Genomic DNA, 18,025 nt, shown 5'->3' with positions numbered 1-18,025 from the left:
CGTGAAGGCCGTCGACGACTTCCTGGCGGGGCTGCAGCAGCTGCAGCCGGCCGGTCTGTTGATCGAGGGTGAGGCCGGCATCGGCAAGACCACGATGCTGGCGGGGGTCGTGGACGCGGCCCGGCAGGCGGGTTTCCGGGTGCTCTCGGCGCACGGGGACCAGTCCGGGTCGGGGCTCGCGCACGCCGCGATCGCCGATCTGTTCGCCGGCGTGCAGACCGACATCCTCGACGGGTTGCCCGAGCTGCAACGCAGGGCGGCGGATGGGGTGCTGCGGCGTGGGGACGGCACGGGCGGACCGACGGACGAACGGGTGATCGCCGCGGCGCTGCTCGGCGCCGTACACGGCTCGGCCACGCGCACACCGGTGTTGGTCGCGGTCGACGACGTGCAGTGGCTCGATCCGTCCAGCGTCGCGGTGCTCGCTTTCGTCGCACGCCGGGTCAAGGGCAGGGTCGGCTTCGTCGTCGCCGAACGCCCGGGGGTGGGGCCCGGGTTGCCCGCCGCCACCTGGCTGCAGGTCGGCACCGGGGCGCTCACGCGGCTGCCGGTCGCGCCGATGAGTCTCGGGGCACTGCACACGATGCTGTCGAGCCGGCTGGGCAGAAGGTTCTCCCGGCCGCAGATCGTCCGGATCGCCGAGGTCTCCGGCGGTAATCCGTTGTACGCGTTGGAGTTGGCACGCGTGGCCGACGGCGCCGGGAGCCGTCCGGGGCAGCGGTTGCCCGAATCGCTGTCCGAGTTGGTCCGACTCCGGGTGGACGGGCTCGCCGAGGATGTCCGGGACGTGCTGCTGGTGGCCGCGTCGGCCACGTCGCCGACGGTGGATCTGCTGGCGAAGGCGGTCGGGGTCACCCCCGCGGCGGTCACGGGTCTGGTCGAGGCGGCCGAGGTCGAGGGCATCGTCGTCATCGACGGCAACCGGATCCGGTTCACGCACCCGGTGCTGGCCAACGGGATCTACGCCGGCGCCGACCCGCAGCGCCGGCGGGAGGTCCACCGCAGGCTGGCCGATCTCAAGACCGACCCCGAGTTGCGCGCCCGCCACCTCGCTCTCGCGTCGACCGTCGCCGACGAGACCACGTTGACGACTCTGGACGCCGCTGCCGATGCGGCCCGGGCGCGCGGCGCCCCGGCGGCGGCCGCGGAGCTCCTCGAGTGGGCGATGCAGCTCGGCGGAGACAGCGTGTCGCGGCGCATCCGGGCCGCCGAGCACCACGTCGTCGCCGGTGACATGCGGCGGGCCGCGACGCTGCTCGAGCAGGCGCTCGTCGATCTGCGGCCGGGTGTGCTGTGCGCGATCGCGCTGAATCTCCTTGCCGGAGTGCGCATGGTGGAGGACGACTACATCCGGGCGGTCGAGCTGCTCGAGCGTGCCCGCGCGGACGCCGACAACGACGCGGTGTTGGTCACGACGCTGCTGTCACTGGGGTTCTGTCTCGGGATGACCGGGTCGTTCACCGCGCAGCTCGCGACCGTGCGGGAGGCGGTCGCCGTCGCCGAACGTGCCGGTGTGCCCGCGTTGACCAGCCGGGCGCTGGCCATGTGGGTCCACGTCAGCTTCCAGGCCGGAAACGGGCTGGACTCGGCAGCCCTGTTGCGCGCGGTCGATCTTGAGGACCCCGAGGACAACACACCGATTCCGTTCCGCGCCAGTGCTGCTCGTGGTCTGTCTCTGGCGTTGACGGGCCGGCTGGCCGAGGCGGACGGTCAGTTGGCGGCCGTGGCGCAGCGCAGTGCGCAGCGGGGCGCCGAGCAGGACGTGATGGCAGTCCTCGGATACCGCACACTGGTGGCGATCTGGCGGGGACGGTACGCCGAGGCGGACGCCTACGCCGCCGACACGATGGAGCGGGCCGAGCAGCTCGGCGGCTCGATGGTGATCGCGTTCAGTGTCTGCGCGGCTGTCGCCGCGTACCGCGGCCGGGACGAGCAGGCCCGCGACCACGCGAGCAGAGCGTTGTCGCAGGAGGGTGACTATGTCGCGCTGACCGTGTGGGCGAGCGCGACACTGGCGTTCCTGGAGGTGTCGCGAGGCAACCACGATCAGGCGCTGCGCGCCGCCGAGCCGCTGGTCGAGCTGTACCGCGGGTTCCCGGGCACCGAGCTGATGTCCGCGTGCTTCATGCCCGACGCGATCGAGGCGCTGATCGCGGTCGGGCGCCTCGACGACGCGGAGCCTCTGATCGCGGCGTTCGAGCGCAACGGTGCCGAGCTGGACAGGCCGTGGCAGCTCGCCGTCGGACATCGTTGCAGGGCCCTGCTTCTGAATGCCACCGGTGACGTCGAGGGCGCGCTGGCCGCCGCCGAGCGCGCGATGGCCGAGCACGCCCGGCTCGCGATGCCGTTCGAGCGGGCACGCACCGCGCTCACCCACGGTGAGGTGTTGCGCAGGCTGCGCCGCCGTGACGCGGCCGCGGTCGTGGTGGGTGACGCGCTCGCCCAGTTCGAGGACCTCGGTGTCCCGCTGTGGATCGAGCGGGCCCGACAGGACCTGTCCCGCATCGCGGCGGGCAGGTCGGCGGTCGGGTCGGAGCTCACCGCCTCCGAGCGCCGGATCGCCGAGTTGGCGGCATCGGGGATGAGCAACCGCGACGTGGCCGAGGCGTTGTTCGTCAGCGTGAAGACCATCGAGACGAATCTGAGCCGCGTCTACCGGAAGCTGGGGATCCGGTCCAGGGCCCAGTTGGGCAGGATGCTGCGTTAGACCGGGTTGCTCGGTGGGGTGAAGCGTTCCAGCTGAACGGGATTGAGGTCGGCGGGAGGCAGTTCCACCGGGACGCCGTCGGTGACGCGGGTGACGGTGCCCTTCTCCCTGTCGAAGTTCAGGGTCCCGTGCTGGAAGTTCTGCACGATCCACTGCGGCTCGGCGATCTCGGCGCTGGTCGGCAATCCCAGTGCGCCCCGCTCGAATCCCAGTGCGCCCCAGGCCTTGTAGAGCTCGCCGGTGACGGGCTCGGCGCCGGTCTCCGGGGACCAATAGACCGCGCCGTGCTCGAAGGTCACGTAGCGGGCCGCGCCCAGTCCGGACGCCTCGGGCGAGGTCGGTCGGCCCAGATAGCTGTTCATGCCGCCGAGGGAGTCCCATTTGGCGAAGATCGCTCCGCCGCGCAGGGTCTCGGCGAGCTGTTCGGGTCCGGGCGGATCGTTGAACCGCGCCGCGATGTTGCGCACTTCGGGGAGCAGCGCGTACGCGGCGGCGCCGGGGCATTCGGTGTTGCCGACGTCGCGGTGGGTGAAGATCGCGGGCAGCGTCGTCGGGGCGCCGAACGGGAACTTGGTGAACGAACCGCCCTCGGACGGGAGCACCACGGTGCCGAGCGGGTCGACGCCCGACTGGCCGAGCACCCACCCGAGAAGCCTTGAGGTGTTGCGCAATTGGATCGGTGTCGGTGGCACGGCCTCGAAGTTGCCGAGCATCGCGACGCCCCACGTGTTGTGGTTGAAGCCGCCGGTGTGCGCGCCCTCGACGGGCCGTGCCATACCGCCCGCACGGCCCTCGAACACCTGGCCGTACTTGTCCACCATCGCGTTGTAGGCGATGTCGCACCAGCCCAGCGTGCGGGTGTGGTACTCGTAGATCGAGCGGATGATGCCCGCGGAGTCACCGGGGCTGTAATCGTTGCTGCCGGCCGTGTGGTGGAGCACACCGGCCCGGATCTTGTTGTCGTAGCGGGGTTCTCCGCAACGCATCCCCTCGTCGGCGCCCCATTCCATGCGGTTGATGATGCGGGGCGGCACTCCGGCGGGTGTCGCGGCGTTGGGTAGTGGGCCGAGATCCGGGGGCGCCTCAGGTGGACTGATCAGCACCGCGGTGACGTTCTCGGCGAGAGGCTGTTCGACGTTGGCCGGCACGTAGCCGAGCGCCGGGCCCGTCGGCGCGGGGGCGGCCGGCGCCGCCGGCGCGGTGGCCGCGGCGTCGTCGGGTCGGGTCACCGCGATCTGCACCGTCGTGGTGCGTCCGACGAACACGGGGTCGGTGCCGCGTATCCCGCCCGGGCTCGGGGTGTCGGCGCCCACTCCTTCGAGCGGCTCGACGTCGTACCACTGTCCCCACGAGCCGTCGTCCTTCTTGGCGCGCACGCGCGCGGAGGTCCCGGTGAGGTCGGCTGAGGTCAGCGCCACCATCGAGAACGGGGTGTCCTGGTGGAGCTCGCGGATCGTCTCGCCGCCGCCGAGATCGGCGAGGGGCTGTTGGACGAGCAGGGGTGCGTCGGCCGTCGGTTTTTCGTCCCCGTCGGGGATGCCCGAGATCGCCCACGGCAGCAGCATCACCGTCGCGGCGAGCGCGGTGAACAGCACCGATGGTGCGTGGCGCGGATACAGCACGGACTGATGTTACGTATGTGACGCTTGATACCTGTGTTGCGACACGCGTCTTCTGCGGTCCCGCCGGAACCACCACAACGGCACCGCAGAGCGTGCTGGCGCTTCTGCGGTGCCGTTCCGGTGGTAGGTCTGTCGTGGCTAGGCGCCCGGTTCCGCGCCCGTCTCGAAGGAGGCCTCGGCTGCGCCGAGTCCGGCCTCGACGGGTGCTGCCACCTCGCCGGCGGCGGTGGCCAGGGGTGCGGCCGGCACCGGCGGGACCGGCGGCTTGACCGCGGACATGATCGCCGGCATCAGGACGCCCTTGAGCAGGTCAATGGCCTCGCCGGCGCCCAGGGAGTTCGCTGCGCTGGTCAGGTCGCCGAGCAGGCCGCCGCTGCTGGACGCGACCGGCTGGGTCGCCGCGAGCGACGGATCGCCCAGGATCGGGTACGACCCCAGGGCGGGGTCCAGGCCGATCGGCGCCGAGATCGGGATCTCGCCGGTGGCCGGCAGACCCGACCCGATCGGTGACACTCCCAGTGCCGGATCCGTCAGGGCGGCCGGGGTGGTCAGCCCGGGTGTCGTGAGTCCCGGGGTCGTGAGTCCCGGGTCGGTCAGTGCCGGTGTGGTCAGCCCCGGCGAGGCCAGCGCGGGATCGGTGAGGCTCGGCGTCGTGAGTCCGGGCGTCGTGAGTCCCGGGGCCGTCAGGCCCGTCGGGCTCGTCAGTCCCGGGTTTGTCAGGGCCGGGTTGGCCAGGCTGGGGTCGGTGAGCGACGGTGCGGCCGACAGTCCCGGCATCAGGCCGGGTGAGGTCAGACCGGCGGTACCCAGGCCCGGTGACAGGGTGGTCGGCGCGGCCGCCCCGGTTCCGGTGAGCAGCCCCGTCGGCAACGGCGGCAGGTTGATCCCGAACTGGGAGAGCCCCTGGGACAGGGCGGTCATCAACTCGCCCGGAAGATCGGTGATGGTGGCGGCCTGGACGAACTCGCGGTGCTGTGGCGCACCGTCGCGGTCTGCCAGGGTCGACGCGGACAATTCGGAAACGGCGATAACTGCAATCGGACTCGCGACGGCCAGAGCGGCGACTGTGCTCAGGGCTGTCGAGAGCCGGCGGCGACGTCGGTTCGGCACGGAAGTCTCCCTAAAGAATGGACAAGTGAAGATCTGACTAGTCGTACGTGACTGATGCTACGGGTGGGACTGCTGTGACTAGAGTGACGATGCGGAATCGTGAGCCAATCGCGACCTGCGCGGCTCGGCCAACGCGGGTCGGGGGGTCGCGGTCGGATACCCTTGCTGCCGATGAACTCTGGTTTTGATCTCTTCGTCGTCGGTTCCGGCTTCTTCGGTCTCACGATCGCCGAACGGGCCGCGACGCAACTCGGCAAGCGGGTCCTCGTTATCGAACGGCGGCCGCACATCGGCGGCAACGCCTACTCCGAAGCCGAACCGCAGACCGGGATCGAAGTCCACAAGTACGGCGCGCACCTCTTCCACACCAGCAATCAGCGGGTCTGGGACTACGTGCGGCAGTTCACCGAGTTCACCGGTTACCAGCACCGGGTGTTCGCGCTGCACGCCGGCCAGGCCTACCAGTTCCCGATGGGTCTGGGGCTGGTCAGCCAGTTCTTCGGGAGGTATTTCACTCCGGACGAGGCCCGCGCGCTGATCAAGGAGCAGGCCGCCGAGATAGACACCGCCGACGCGCAGAACCTCGAAGAGAAGGCCATCTCACTGATCGGCCGCCCCCTCTACGAGGCGTTCGTCAAGCACTACACCGCCAAGCAGTGGCAGACCGACCCCCGGACGCTGCCGGCGAGCAACATCACCCGGCTGCCGGTCCGCTACACGTTCGACAACCGCTACTTCAACGACACCTACGAGGGCCTGCCGGTCGACGGCTACACCGCATGGCTGGAGAACATGGCCGCCGACGACCGCATCGAGGTGCGGCTGGACACCGACTGGTTCGACGTCCGCGACCAGCTGAGGGCTGAGAACCCGGACGCACCAGTTATCTACACCGGCCCGCTGGATCGTTACTTCGACTACGCCGAAGGCCGCCTCGGCTGGCGCACGCTGGACTTCGAGCTCGAAGTCCTGCAGACCGGGGACTTTCAAGGCACCCCCGTCATGAACTACAACGACGCCGACGTGCCCTACACGCGTATCCACGAGTTCCGGCACTTCCACCCGGAACGGGACTACCCGGACGACAAGACGGTGATCATGCGGGAGTACTCGCGGTTCGCCGAGAACGACGACGAGCCCTACTATCCGATCAACACCGACGCCGACCGCGCGGTGCTCGCCGCCTACCGGGCGCGGGCCAAGGCGGAGACGGCGTCGTCGAAGGTTCTGTTCGGCGGCCGGCTCGGCACCTATCAGTACCTGGACATGCACATGGCGATCGCCAGCGCGCTGAATATGTACGACAACGTCCTGCAACCGCACCTGCGCGACGGGACGCCGCTGGCCGAGCCCGACACAGAAAGCAGTCAAGCATGAGTGACATCCCGTCCGGCGCCCTCGAGGCCGGACCGTCACGCGCGGTCAGCCCCCTGGCCCGGATCATCCTGCCGCGGCCCGGTGAGCCTCTCGACGTGCGCAAGCTCTATATAGAGGAATCGGAGACCAACGCCCGGCGCGCCCACGCGCCGACCCGGACCACGCTGGAGATCGGCGCCGAGTCCGAGGTGTCGTTCGCGACGTACTTCAACGCGTTCCCGGCCAGCTACTGGCGGCGCTGGTCGACGCTGGAGTCGGTGGTGCTGCGCGTCGAACTCACCGGCAGCGCCCGCGTGGACGTCTACCGGTCGAAGTCCACCGGCGCGCGGATCACCGTCGGCGGCGCCCCCGTGCACAGCACCGAGGGATCCGACGTCCCCGCCGTCGCAGAGTTCGAGATCGAGCTGACCCCGTTCGAGGACGGGGGCTGGATCTGGTTCGACATCACCACCGATGCGCAGTGCACGCTGCACCACGCCGCCTGGTACGCCCCGGTCCCCGCACCGGGCCGGGCCAACGTCGCGGTCGGCATCCCGACCTTCAACCGGCCGTCGGACGCCGTCAACGCGCTCGCCGCGCTGACGTCGGATCCGCTGGTGGACGAGGTGATCGGCGCGGTCATCGTGTCGGACCAGGGCACCAGCAAGGCCAAGGACCATCCGGGGTTCGACGAGGCCGCCGCGGCGCTCGGCAACCGCCTCACCATCCACAACCAGCCCAACCTGGGTGGTTCGGGCGGCTACAGCCGCGTCATGTACGAGGCGCTCAAGAACACCGACTGTGAACAGATCCTGTTCATGGACGACGACATCCGCGTCGAGCCGGACTCGATCCTGCGCGCGCTGGCGCTCAACCGTTTCGCGAAGGTCCCGACCCTGGTCGGCGGGCAGATGCTCAACCTGCAGGAGCCGTCGCACCTGCACGTGATGGGCGAGATGGTCGCGGCCGAGAACTTCATGTGGACCAACGCGATCAACACCGAGTACGACCACAACTTCGCCCAGTACAAGCTCAACGACGAAGAGGAGTACCGCAGCCGGCTGCTGCACCGGCGCATCGACGTCGACTACAACGGCTGGTGGATGTGCATGATCCCGCGGCAGGTCGCCGAGGAGCTGGGTCAGCCGCTGCCGCTGTTCATCAAGTGGGATGACGCCGAGTACGGGCTGCGGGCCGGTGAGCACGGGTATCCGACCGTGACGCTGCCCGGTGCGGCGATCTGGCACATGGCCTGGAGCGACAAGGACGACGCGATCGACTGGCAGGCGTACTTCCACCTGCGCAACCGGTTGGTGGTGGCCGCACTGCACTGGGACGGCGACGTCAAGGGGCTGATCGCCAGCCATTTCAAGGCGACGATCAAACACCTCATCTGCCTGGAGTATTCGACGGTCGCGATCCAGAACAAGGCGATGGACGACTTCCTGGCCGGGCCCGATCACCTGTTCTCGATCCTGGAGTCCGCCCTGCCCGAGGTGCGCAGGATGCGCAAGGACTATCCGGACGCGGTCGTGCTCGAGAGCGCGACCGCGTTGCCCCCGCCATCGGACAAGACGTGGCGCAAGAAGGTGGAGATCCCGACCAACCCGCTGGCGATCTCGCTGCGCCTCGGACGCGGGATCGCCCACCAGCTCAAGCCCCACGATCCGGTGCATCACCAGCGCCCGCAGATCAACGTCGCGACCCAGGACGCGCGCTGGTTCTCGCTGTGCAAGGTCGACGGGGTCACCGTGACCACCGCCGACGGACGCGGCGTGGTCTACCGCCAGCGTGACCGCGAGAAGATGTTCGAGTTGCTGCGCGAGTCACTCAAGCGCCAGGCGAAGCTGGCCCGCAAATTCGACCGTATGCGCAAGGTCTACCGGGCCGCGCTGCCGACCTTGACCAGCAAGGACGAGTGGGAGCGAGTGCTCAATTCCACGTCCGAGTCGGGTCATGGCTGACAGTCCGCGCGGCGAGGACGCCGTGCTGGTGGCGGTGCAGTCGACGCTGGGCGCACGCCCGGGTGTGCTGCCCGTCGCGCGGGCGATGTCCCACTTCGGTGAACACAGCCTCGGATGGCTCGCGCTCGCGGGGATCGGGGCGCTGGTCTCGCCGCGTCAGCGCAGCGACTACCTGGCCGCGGGCGCGGGCGCGTTCGCCGCGCACGCCGCCGCGGTGGTGATCAAGCGCGTGGTCAGGCGCACGCGGCCGCACCATCCGGCGATCGCGGTGAACGTCGCCACGCCGAGCCGGTTGAGTTTTCCGTCCGCGCACGCGACGTCGACGACGGCCGCTGCCCTGCTGCTCGCCCGCCCGACGGGACTTCCGTTGCCCGCGTTGCTGATTCCGCCGATGGCGCTGTCGCGTCTGGTACTCGGGGTGCACTATCCGACAGATGTGCTCGCCGGGGTGGTGGTCGGCGCCGCAGTGGCCAAGGCAGTCGAAAGGGCCCTGGAAGGAGCAACCACATGAGTACGTCCGAGGTCGCGCGCGACGCGAATTCCACTGCGGGGCCGCCGAAGAACATCGTCACCGGAGTCATCAAGGCGATCCGCCCGCGGCAGTGGGTGAAGAACCTGCTGGTGCTCGCCGCGCCGATCGCGGCGCTCGGCGGCGACATCCGCTACGACTACGACGAGATGGCGATCAACATCCTGATCGCGTTCGTCGCGTTCTCGTTGGCCGCCTCGTGCATCTATCTGGTCAACGATTCGCGCGACGTCGAGGCCGACCGTCAGCACCCGACCAAGCGGTTCCGCCCGATCGCCGCGGGCGTGGTGCCCGAGTGGCTGGCCTACACCCTCGCGGTGGTCCTCGGCCTTGCGGCGCTGGGCATCTCGCTGCTCGCCTCGGTGAATCTCACGCTGGTGATCGGCGTGTACATCCTGATGCAGCTGGCGTACTGCTTCGGGCTGAAGCACCAGGCGGTGCTGGACATCTGCATCGTGTCGTCGGCGTACCTGATCCGGGCGATCGCGGGCGGCGCGGCCGCGGGCATCCCCCTGTCCCAGTGGTTCCTGCTGGTGATGACGTTCGGCTCGCTGTTCATGGTGGCCGGAAAGCGTTATGCCGAACTGCAACTCGCCGAGCGGACGGGCGCCAAGATCCGCAAGTCGCTGGAGAGCTACACCGCGTCGTATCTGCGGTTCGTGTGGACGGTGGCGGCCACGTCGATGGTGGTCTGCTACAGCCTCTGGGCCTTCGAGCGTGACGGCGCGGCCGCATCCTGGTATGCCGTCACGATCATCCCGATCACCATCGCGATCCTGCGCTACGCCGTCGACGTGGACGGCGGACTCGCCGGCGAGCCCGAGGAGATCGCGTTGAAGGATCGCGTGCTGCAACTGCTGCTGCTGACGTGGATCGGGACCATCGGTGCCGCAGTCTTCCTCGGCTGACACCGTGGTCCGGGTGCGGATCAGCCTCTGGTTGAGCGTCACCGCGGTCGCGCTGCTGTTCGGCTGGGGTGCCTGGCAGCGCCGCTGGATCGCCGACGACGGCCTGATCGTGCTGCGCACCACCCGGAACATGCTGGCGGGCAACGGCCCTGTGTTCAACGCCGGCGAACGGGTGGAGGCCAACACCTCGACGGCCTGGTCGTACCTGATGTATTTCGGTGGCCTGGTCGCAGGCCCCGCCCGGCTCGAGTACGTCGCGCTGACCTTCGCGCTGATCCTCAGTGTGCTCGGCGTCGTGCTGGTGATGCTCGGCACCGCGCGGCTGTACGCCCCCGTCCTGAGAGGCCGCAAGGCGCTGCTGCTGCCGGCCGGGGCGCTGGTCTACATCGCGGTGCCCCCGGCGCGCGACTTCGCCACCTCGGGTCTCGAAAACGGTTTGGTGCTGGCCTATCTCGGTCTGCTGTGGTGGATGATGGTGGCCTGGTCGCAGGCCCGGCGGGAGACGACACGGACCTTCGACGCAGCACTCGCGGCGGTGGCCGGGTTCAGCGTGCTGGTGCGTCCCGAACTCGCGCTGATCGGTGGGCTCGCACTGGTGATGATGCTGATCGCCGCAGGCGGTTGGCGCAGACGGGCGCTGATCTTCGTCGCGGGCGGGCTGCTGCCGGTGGCCTACCAGATCTTCCGGATGGGCTACTACGGTCTGCTGTTTCCCGGTACGGCGCTGGCCAAGGATGCGACCGGGGCGAAGTGGCAGCAGGGCTTCACCTACCTGGCGAACTTCAACCAGCCCTATCTGCTGTGGGCGGCCGCGGTGCTGCTGATCGGCCTGGCGGTCATGGTGATGCTGCTGTGCGGGCGGCCGCCACGGGTCGACCGTCGCCCGGGTTCGGGCCGGCTCGCCCGGCTGGTCCAGAGCCCTTCGGCCGTCGTGGTTTTCATGCTTCTCAGCGGCCTGCTGCAGGCGGTGTACTGGATCCGCCAGGGTGGCGACTTCATGCACGGCCGCGTGCTGCTGACACCGTTGTTCTGCCTGCTGGCGCCGGTGTCGGTGATCCCGCTGCTGCTGCCCGACGGCCGCCGGATGGCGCGCGGTGCGGGCTATCTGTACGCCGGGGCGACCAGCCTGCTGTGGCTCGCGGTCGCCGGTTGGTCGCTGTGGGCCGCGCACTCGCCGGGCATGGGCGCCGACGCCACCCGGGTCACCTACACCGGCATCGTCGACGAACGGCGCTTCTACGCCCAGGCGACGGGTCACGCCCACCCGCTGACCGCGGCGGACTACCTGGACTACCCGCGGATGCGCGCGGTGGTCACCGCGATCGAGAACACCCCGGACGGGGCGCTGCTGCTGCCGTCGGGGAACTACGACATGTGGGACGTGGTGCCGGCCTATCCGCCGCCGCCGGACGCACCCCCGGACTACCGCGGGCCGCACACGGTGTTCTTCACCAACATGGGCATGCTCGGCATGAACGTCGGCCTCGACGTGCGCGTCATCGATCAGATCGGGCTGGCCAATCCCCTTGCCGCACATACCGCCCGGATCGAGGACGGCCGAATCGGCCACGACAAGAACCTCTTTCCCGACTGGGCGGTCGCCGAGGGGCCGTTCTTCAAGGTCGAGCCCTACATCCCGGACTATCTGGACGAGGACTGGATCCGCCAGGCGGAGGTGGCCCTGACGTGTCCGGAGACCGAGAGGATGCTCGACGCGATCCGGGCGCCGATGGGTCCGCGCCGGTTCCTGTCGAATCTGGTGAACGCCGCGGAGTACACCCGCTACCGGCTGGACCGGGTGCCGCTCTACGAACTGCACCGGTGCGGTCTGCCGATTCCCGAGCCGATCAATCCGCAGTACACCGGGATGCCGCCGACGGGTCCGTGACGGCGGTACAGGGGCCGTGCGGGACACGCGATTTGCTGGCAGGGAAGGTTTTCTGCTTTCGTAACGCAGTAGCCATGTCGGTCCGATATTGACTGTGACGAAATGAGAGATCACCACAAAGGTGTGGTTGACTACAGGGCAATTGGGCCGGACTCGGGGATCGCTTGGGAAAAGCGACGGCCTACTGCCGTTTTACGACAGATGGGAAAAACTCAAGCATGAAGTTCGTTGGGAAGCTGCGCGCAGCAGCTCGCCGGAGCACGGTGGTCGCGCTTGCGGCGATCGTGCTGCCCGGTCTGATCAGCGCCGTGGGTGGCTCGGCCACCGCCGGCGCGTTCTCGCGTCCGGGCCTTCCGGTGGAGTACCTGATGGTGCCCTCGGCCGGTATGGGACGCGACATCAAGGTCCAGTTCCAGAGCGGCGGGCCGAACGCGCCCGGCGTGTACCTGCTCGACGGTCTGCGTGCGCAGGAAGACTTCAACGGCTGGGACATCAACACCCCGGCGTTCGAGTGGTACCTCGACTCCGGCCTCGCGGTGATCATGCCCGTCGGCGGCCAGTCCAGCTTCTACAGCGACTGGTACAGCCCGGCCTGTGGCAAGGCCGGTTGCAGCACCTACAAGTGGGAGACCTTCCTGACCCAGGAGCTGCCCGCCTACCTCGCCGCCAACAAGGGCGTCGACCCGAACCGCAACGCCGCCGTCGGCCTGTCGATGGCCGGTTCGGCCGCGCTGACGCTGGCGATCTACCACCCGCAGCAGTTCCAGTACGCGGCGTCGCTGTCGGGCTACCTGAACCCGTCCGAGGGATGGTGGCCGTTCCTGATCAACATCTCGATGGGTGACGCGGGCGGCTACAAGGCCAACGACATGTGGGGCCGCACCGAGGACGAGAGCAGCGCCTGGAAGCGCAACGACCCGATGGTCAACATCGGCAAGCTGGTCGCCAACAACACCCGCATCTGGGTCTACGCGGGCAACGGCAAGCCGGCCGAGGTCAACGGCAACGTGGCGGGCGACAACTTGCCGGCCAAGTTCCTGGAGAGCCTCACGCTGCGCACCAACAAGACCTTCCAGGAGGAGTACATCGCCGCGGGCGGCAAGAACGGCGTGTTCAACTTCCCGGCGGGCGGCACGCACGACTGGCCCTACTGGGGACAGCAGCTGCAGCAGATGAAGCCTGACATCCAGCGGGTGCTCGGCGCGGTTCCGCAGCCGTCGGCACCGGCAGCAGCGGCCGGAGCCGAGGCCCCCGGCGCGGGCGGCTAGGCACGCTCGGCAAGCCTGACAATTGACGGCGGCGATCCCCTACCCGGGGTCGCCGCCGTCGATCTTTTCGCGCCCGGCCCGTCGCGGTGATGTGATTCACTAACGCGGAGGTTCTCGACGTACGAAAGTGGGGCGCAGATGCGTGGGATCGTTCGAGCAGTAGCGGCCGTGGCGATGGCCGCGCTGTTCTCGGCGGGAGCGGTGGCGCCGTTCACGCCCGCCACACCCGTCGCGCACGCCCAGGGTGTCGAGATGTTGATGGTGCCGTCGGCCGCCATGGGCCGCGCCATCCCGGTCGCGTTCCAGGGTGGCGGTCCGCACGCGGTCGTGCTGCTCGACGCGTTCAACGCCGCGCCGGACGTCAGCAACTGGGTCACCGCGGGCAACGCGATGAACACCCTCTCCGGCCTCGGCATCTCGGTCGCCGCCCCCGCCGGCGGCGCGTGGTCGATGTACACGAACTGGGAGCAGGACGGCAGCAAGCAGTGGGAGACGTTCCTCGCCGATGAGCTGCCCAACTGGCTGGCCGCCAACAAGGGTCTGGCGCCGGGCGGACACGGCATCGTGGGAGCCGCCATGGGCGGCACCGGCGCGCTGACGATGGCGACCTTCCACCCGGACCGTTACCGCTTCGCCGGGTCGCTGTCGGGCTTCCTGACGCCGTCGGCGACCGCGATGAACGGAGCCATCACCGACGGCCTCGCCCGGTTCGGCGGTGTCGACGTCCGCAACATGTGGGGATTGCCACAGCTCGGACGCTGGAAGTGGCACGACCCCGACGTGCACTCGCAGCTGCTGGCCAACAACAACACCCGGCTGTGGATCTACAGCCCGACGGCCACCACCTGCACCGACGTGCCCGCGATGATCGGCTACTGCGACCAGGCCCAGGGCAGCAACCGCACGTTCTACCAGCACTATCGCGCGGTCGGGGGCAGCAACGGCCACTTCGACTTCCCGACCTCGGGTAATCACGACTGGGGTTCGTGGAGCGGTCAGCTGGCCGCGATGACCGGCGAACTCGTCGCGACCATTCGCTGACGGGTCCTCGCGGGCCCGCCCGGTACCTTGGAGTCGTGCAACTCGGCTCACGATCGGCGGTGGCAGGACTGTCAGCGCTCGTCGCCCTCCCCGCGGCATGGCTGACCGGGTGTTCGGCCGACATGATCGCCGGCATGGAGCCCGAGGTGGAGACCGCATCGCCGCACGGCATGTCCACGTCGGCGCTCCCCGGGCCGGGCAGTCCGGGCGCCAGGTCCAACGCGCTGATCGTGAGCCCGCATCAGCAGTCCTACCTGGACGCGCTGGCCGAGGCCGGGGTCGAACCGTCCAGTGAGCTGTCTGCGCTGAGCATCGGCTCGTACGTGTGTCAGGTGCGGACCGGCCGGGCAGACCGACCAGGCGGTGTGGGACTTCGTCGAGCCCCTGGTGCGTAACGACATCAGGGACGCCGACGCCGCCGCCGAGATCCGGGCGGAGCTGCCGTCACCGGATGCGGCCCATTCGACCACCGCCGACTACATTCGGATCGCGACCGACCGACTCTGTTAGCAGGAGCCCCACACACCCATGGCGAAGACCAACCGGCGGAAACGCCACCGCATCCTCGCGCTGTTCGCAGCGGGAGCGGTGGGCCTTGTCGTGGTGCTGATCGTGGCGATCGTCATCGTCGTGCTGCGCAGGCCGGACACGCCGCCGACCGCGGTGCCGCCGTCCGCGGTGCCGCCCGGCGCGGTTCCGCCGACATCCAAGCCGCGTCCGGAGTTCCAGGACGCCAGCTGCCCCGACGTGCAGCTGGTGTCGATTCCCGGTACCTGGGAGTCGTCGCGCCAGCTCGATCCGTTCAACCCGGTGCAGTTCCCGGCGGCGCTGCTGCTCAACGTCACCAACCCGATCCGCGCGCAGTTCGGCACCGACCGGCTCGAAGTGTTCACCGTGCCCTACACCGCGCAGTTCCGTAACCCGCTGTCGGCGGATCAGCAGATGTCGTACAACGACAGCCGCGAAGAGGGCACCCGCGCCGCGATCGCCGCGATCGCCGACATGAACAACCGCTGCCCGCTGACCAGCTATGTGCTGGTCGGGTTCTCGCAGGGCGCGGTCATCGCCGGCGACATCGCCTCCGACATCGGCAACGGCCGCGGTCCCGTCGACCAGGATCTGGTGCTGGGGGTGGCGCTGATCGCCGACGGGCGCCGGCAGGCGGGCGTGGGCCAGGAGGTGGGTCCCAACGCGCCGGGCCAGGGTGCCGAGATCACGCTGCACGAGGTGCCGACGCTGTCGGCGCTGGGGTTGACGATGAGCGGCCCGCGTCCGGGCGGGTTCGGCCTGCTCAACAACCGGACCTTCGAGATCTGCGCCCGGGGTGACCTGATCTGTGCGGCGCCGGAATCCGCGTTCAACATCACCCAGCTGCCGCAGACCCTGCAGGTGCTGTCGGGAGGTGCTGGTCAACCGGTGCATGCGATGTACGCCACGCCGGATTTCTGGAACCTCGACGGGCTGTCGGCGACGGGTTGGACGTTGAACTGGGCGCAAGGTCTGATCAGCGGCGCGCCGGAGCCGAAACACGGGTGAGTGAAGTCGTAACGTTGATTTGGCCTTGGTTGCGCAGGTCGCCTAGCATTGCCAGCAGATTAAGGAAAATCTAAGAGCGGTCGCCGGCGGTTGACTGGTGGGGGGCCACTTCCCCGGTACGATCTTCGGGGCTTCCGGGGATTTCCCGCTTGATTGGAGTATGAGATGGCCTTCCACAACCCGTTCCTCAAGGACGGCTTGATCAAGTTCCCCGACAACGGAAACTTGGTCCGTCACGTCGAACGGTGGGCCAAGGTGCGCGGCGACAAGATGGCCTACCGGTTCATCGACTTCTCCACCGAGCGCGACGGCGTGGAACGTGACCTGCACTGGGCGGACTTCAGCACCCGCAACAAGGCCGTCGGCGCCCGTCTGCAGCAGGTGACCGAGCCCGGCGACCGGGTCGCGATCCTGTGCCCGCAGAACCTGGACTACCTCGTCGCGTTCTTCGGCACCCTGTACTCCGGCCGCATCGCGGTCCCGCTGTTCGACCCGAACGAACCCGGCCATGTCGGACGCCTGCATGCGGTCCTCGACGACTGCACGCCGTCGGCGATCCTGACCACGACCGCCGCCGCCGAGGGCGTGCGCAAGTTCTTCCGGACCCGGCCCGCCAAGGACCGTCCGCGCGTCATCGCGGTCGACGCCGTGCCCGACGAGGTCGGCGCCACCTGGGAACCGGTCGACGTGCAGCACGACACGATCGCCTACCTGCAGTACACCTCGGGCTCGACCCGCATCCCCACTGGCGTACAGATCACCCACCTCAACCTCGCCACCAACGTGGTCCAGGTGATCGAGGCGCTCGACGCCGAAGAGGGCGACCGCGGGGTGTCCTGGCTGCCGTTCTTCCACGACATGGGGTTGATCACGGTGCTGCTGTCGCCGATGCTCGGCCACCACATCTCGTTCATGACGCCGGCGGCGTTCGTCCGCAGGCCGGGTCGCTGGATCCGGGCGATGGCGCGCAAGCCCGACGACACCGGCGGTGTCATCTCGGTGGCCCCGAACTTCGCGTTCGACCACGCCGCCGCGCGTGCGCTGCCCAAGGACGACGAGCCGCCGCTGGACCTGTCCAACATCAAGTGCATCCTCAACGGCAGCGAGCCGATCTCGGCCGCGACCGTGCGCCGGTTCAACGAGGCGTTCAGCCCCTACGGTTTCAAGCCCGAGGCGATCAAGCCGTCCTACGGTCTGGCCGAGGCCACGCTGTTCGTGTCGACGACCCCGATCCACGAGCATCCGAAGATCATCTCGGTGGACCGCGACGAGCTGAACAGCCACCGGTTCGTGCAGGTGCCCGACGACTCGCCGAAGGCCGTCGCCCAGGCCGGCGCCGGCCAGATCGGCATCGCGGAGTGGGCGGTGATCGTCGACAACGACACCGCGACCGAACTGCCGGACGGGCAGATCGGTGAGATCTGGATCAGCGGTCAGAACATGGGCACCGGGTACTGGAACAAGCCCGAGGAGACCATCGCGACCTTCCAGAACCTGCTCAAGTCGCGGACCACGCCGTCACACGCCGAGGGCGCCGAGGCGGACGCGACGTGGGTGCGCACCGGTGACCTCGGCGCGTACCACGACGGCGAGCTGTTCATCACCGGGCGCGTCAAGGATCTGGTGATCATCGACGGCCGCAACCACTATCCGCAGGACCTGGAGTACTCCGCGCAGGAGGCCACCAAGGCGCTGCGCACCGGCTTCGTCGCCGCGTTCTCGGTGCCTGCCAACCAATTGCCCGACGAGGTGTTCGACAACGCGCACGCCGGGATCAAGCGCGACCCCGACGACAGCTCCGAACAGCTGGTCATCGTCGGCGAGCGCGCACCGGGCGCGCACAAGCTCGACATGGGTCCGATCATCGACGACATCCGCGCCGCGATCGCGGTCCGCCACGGTGTGACGGTGCGCGACGTGCTGCTCACGCCGGCCGGCGCGATCCCGCGCACCTCCAGCGGCAAGATCGGCAGGCGCGCCTGCCGATCGGCGTACCTGGACGGCAGCCTGCGTAGCGGCAAGGTGGCCAACGCGTTCCCGGATGAAGTGGACTGACGCTCAATTCTCGGCGGCCGTGCCGGTCGCTTCGCGATCGT

12 protein-coding genes and 1 pseudogene are annotated in these 18,025 nt (G+C 69.0%); 11 read left to right on the top strand and 2 right to left on the bottom strand.

All coding sequences use genetic code 11. The features are described from left to right. Position 1: 1 nt before the first annotated feature. Positions 2-2,707 carry a helix-turn-helix transcriptional regulator gene (locus DYE23_RS26695; RefSeq protein WP_115328611.1) on the top strand — a complete coding sequence of 902 codons (2,706 nt, stop codon included), beginning with the start codon at positions 2-4 and terminating at the stop codon, positions 2,705-2,707. Here DYE23_RS26695 and DYE23_RS26690 read toward each other — a convergent pair. Together DYE23_RS26690 and DYE23_RS26685 are read right to left on the bottom strand one after the other, a co-directional pair. Next, complete coding sequence (locus DYE23_RS26690; protein WP_115328610.1) at positions 2,704-4,329, bottom strand: N-acetylmuramoyl-L-alanine amidase; 1,626 nt, start codon at positions 4,327-4,329, stop codon at positions 2,704-2,706. The two genes, DYE23_RS26695 and DYE23_RS26690, sit on opposite strands and share 4 nt — an antisense overlap. A gap of 138 nt (positions 4,330-4,467) precedes the next feature. Further along, positions 4,468-5,439, bottom strand: a complete 972-nt coding sequence (locus tag DYE23_RS26685) for a hypothetical protein (RefSeq protein ID WP_115328609.1) — start codon at positions 5,437-5,439, stop codon at positions 4,468-4,470. 171 nt (positions 5,440-5,610) lie between these two features. Between DYE23_RS26685 and glf the strand changes: the two genes are divergently transcribed. From glf to fadD32, 10 genes and pseudogenes are all read left to right on the top strand, one after another. Further along, positions 5,611-6,816 carry a UDP-galactopyranose mutase gene (gene glf, locus DYE23_RS26680; RefSeq protein WP_115328608.1) on the top strand — a complete coding sequence of 402 codons (1,206 nt, stop codon included), beginning with the start codon at positions 5,611-5,613 and terminating at the stop codon, positions 6,814-6,816. Next, positions 6,813-8,759 (top strand): glycosyltransferase, encoded by a 1,947-nt coding sequence (locus DYE23_RS26675; RefSeq protein WP_115328607.1) that lies wholly within the window; start codon positions 6,813-6,815, stop codon positions 8,757-8,759. The genes glf and DYE23_RS26675 overlap by 4 nt, the downstream gene beginning before the upstream one ends. Further along, entirely contained in the window at positions 8,752-9,270 is a 519-nt protein-coding gene (locus tag DYE23_RS26670) for a phosphatase PAP2 family protein (RefSeq protein ID WP_011892059.1), read from the top strand. Before DYE23_RS26675 ends, DYE23_RS26670 begins: the two co-directional genes overlap by 8 nt. Beyond that, a complete protein-coding gene (locus tag DYE23_RS26665) occupies positions 9,267-10,196 on the top strand; it encodes a decaprenyl-phosphate phosphoribosyltransferase (protein WP_013473053.1) in 930 nt (309 codons plus the stop codon). Before DYE23_RS26670 ends, DYE23_RS26665 begins: the two co-directional genes overlap by 4 nt. Further along, positions 10,174-12,084: a terminal beta-(1->2)-arabinofuranosyltransferase gene (aftB, locus tag DYE23_RS26660; protein ID WP_115328606.1), complete on the top strand. Its 1,911-nt coding sequence runs from the start codon at positions 10,174-10,176 to the stop codon at positions 12,082-12,084. Before DYE23_RS26665 ends, aftB begins: the two co-directional genes overlap by 23 nt. A gap of 218 nt (positions 12,085-12,302) precedes the next feature. Next, positions 12,303-13,352, top strand: a complete 1,050-nt coding sequence (locus DYE23_RS26655) for an esterase family protein (protein WP_115328605.1) — start codon at positions 12,303-12,305, stop codon at positions 13,350-13,352. Positions 13,353-13,490: 138 nt separating this feature from the next. Next, positions 13,491-14,393, top strand: a complete 903-nt coding sequence (locus tag DYE23_RS26650) for an alpha/beta hydrolase-fold protein (protein ID WP_115328604.1) — start codon at positions 13,491-13,493, stop codon at positions 14,391-14,393. Positions 14,394-14,515: 122 nt separating this feature from the next. After that, positions 14,516-14,903 (top strand): annotated as a pseudogene (locus DYE23_RS26645) (DUF732 domain-containing protein). 18 nt (positions 14,904-14,921) lie between these two features. Next, complete coding sequence (culp6, locus tag DYE23_RS26640) at positions 14,922-15,929, top strand: carboxylesterase Culp6 (RefSeq protein ID WP_011892065.1); 1,008 nt, start codon at positions 14,922-14,924, stop codon at positions 15,927-15,929. A 165-nt stretch (positions 15,930-16,094) separates the two neighbouring features. Beyond that, on the top strand, positions 16,095-17,984 hold the full coding sequence (gene fadD32 / locus DYE23_RS26635) for a long-chain-fatty-acid--AMP ligase FadD32 (RefSeq protein WP_115328603.1): 1,890 nt from the start codon (positions 16,095-16,097) through the stop codon (positions 17,982-17,984). Positions 17,985-18,025 lie beyond the last annotated feature (41 nt).

The sequence above is a fragment of the Mycolicibacterium gilvum genome, from assembly GCF_900454025.1.
Classification (GTDB): Bacteria; Actinomycetota; Actinomycetes; order Mycobacteriales; family Mycobacteriaceae; genus Mycobacterium; species Mycobacterium gilvum.
This window is presented reverse-complemented; position numbering and strand designations above follow the sequence as displayed.

What these genes read in the sequence shown, in the direction of transcription:
- glf (WP_115328608.1), top strand. Translation starts at nt 5,611, where the DNA reads ATGAACTCTGGTTTTGATCTCTTCGTCGTCGGTTCCGGCTTCTTCGGT.
- DYE23_RS26675 (WP_115328607.1), top strand. Translation starts at nt 6,813, where the DNA reads ATGAGTGACATCCCGTCCGGCGCCCTCGAGGCCGGACCGTCACGCGCG.
- DYE23_RS26670 (WP_011892059.1), top strand. Translation starts at nt 8,752, where the DNA reads ATGGCTGACAGTCCGCGCGGCGAGGACGCCGTGCTGGTGGCGGTGCAG.
- DYE23_RS26665 (WP_013473053.1), top strand. Translation starts at nt 9,267, where the DNA reads ATGAGTACGTCCGAGGTCGCGCGCGACGCGAATTCCACTGCGGGGCCG.
- DYE23_RS26655 (WP_115328605.1), top strand. Translation starts at nt 12,303, where the DNA reads ATGAAGTTCGTTGGGAAGCTGCGCGCAGCAGCTCGCCGGAGCACGGTG.
- DYE23_RS26650 (WP_115328604.1), top strand. Translation starts at nt 13,491, where the DNA reads ATGCGTGGGATCGTTCGAGCAGTAGCGGCCGTGGCGATGGCCGCGCTG.
- culp6 (WP_011892065.1), top strand. Translation starts at nt 14,922, where the DNA reads ATGGCGAAGACCAACCGGCGGAAACGCCACCGCATCCTCGCGCTGTTC.
- fadD32 (WP_115328603.1), top strand. Translation starts at nt 16,095, where the DNA reads ATGGCCTTCCACAACCCGTTCCTCAAGGACGGCTTGATCAAGTTCCCC.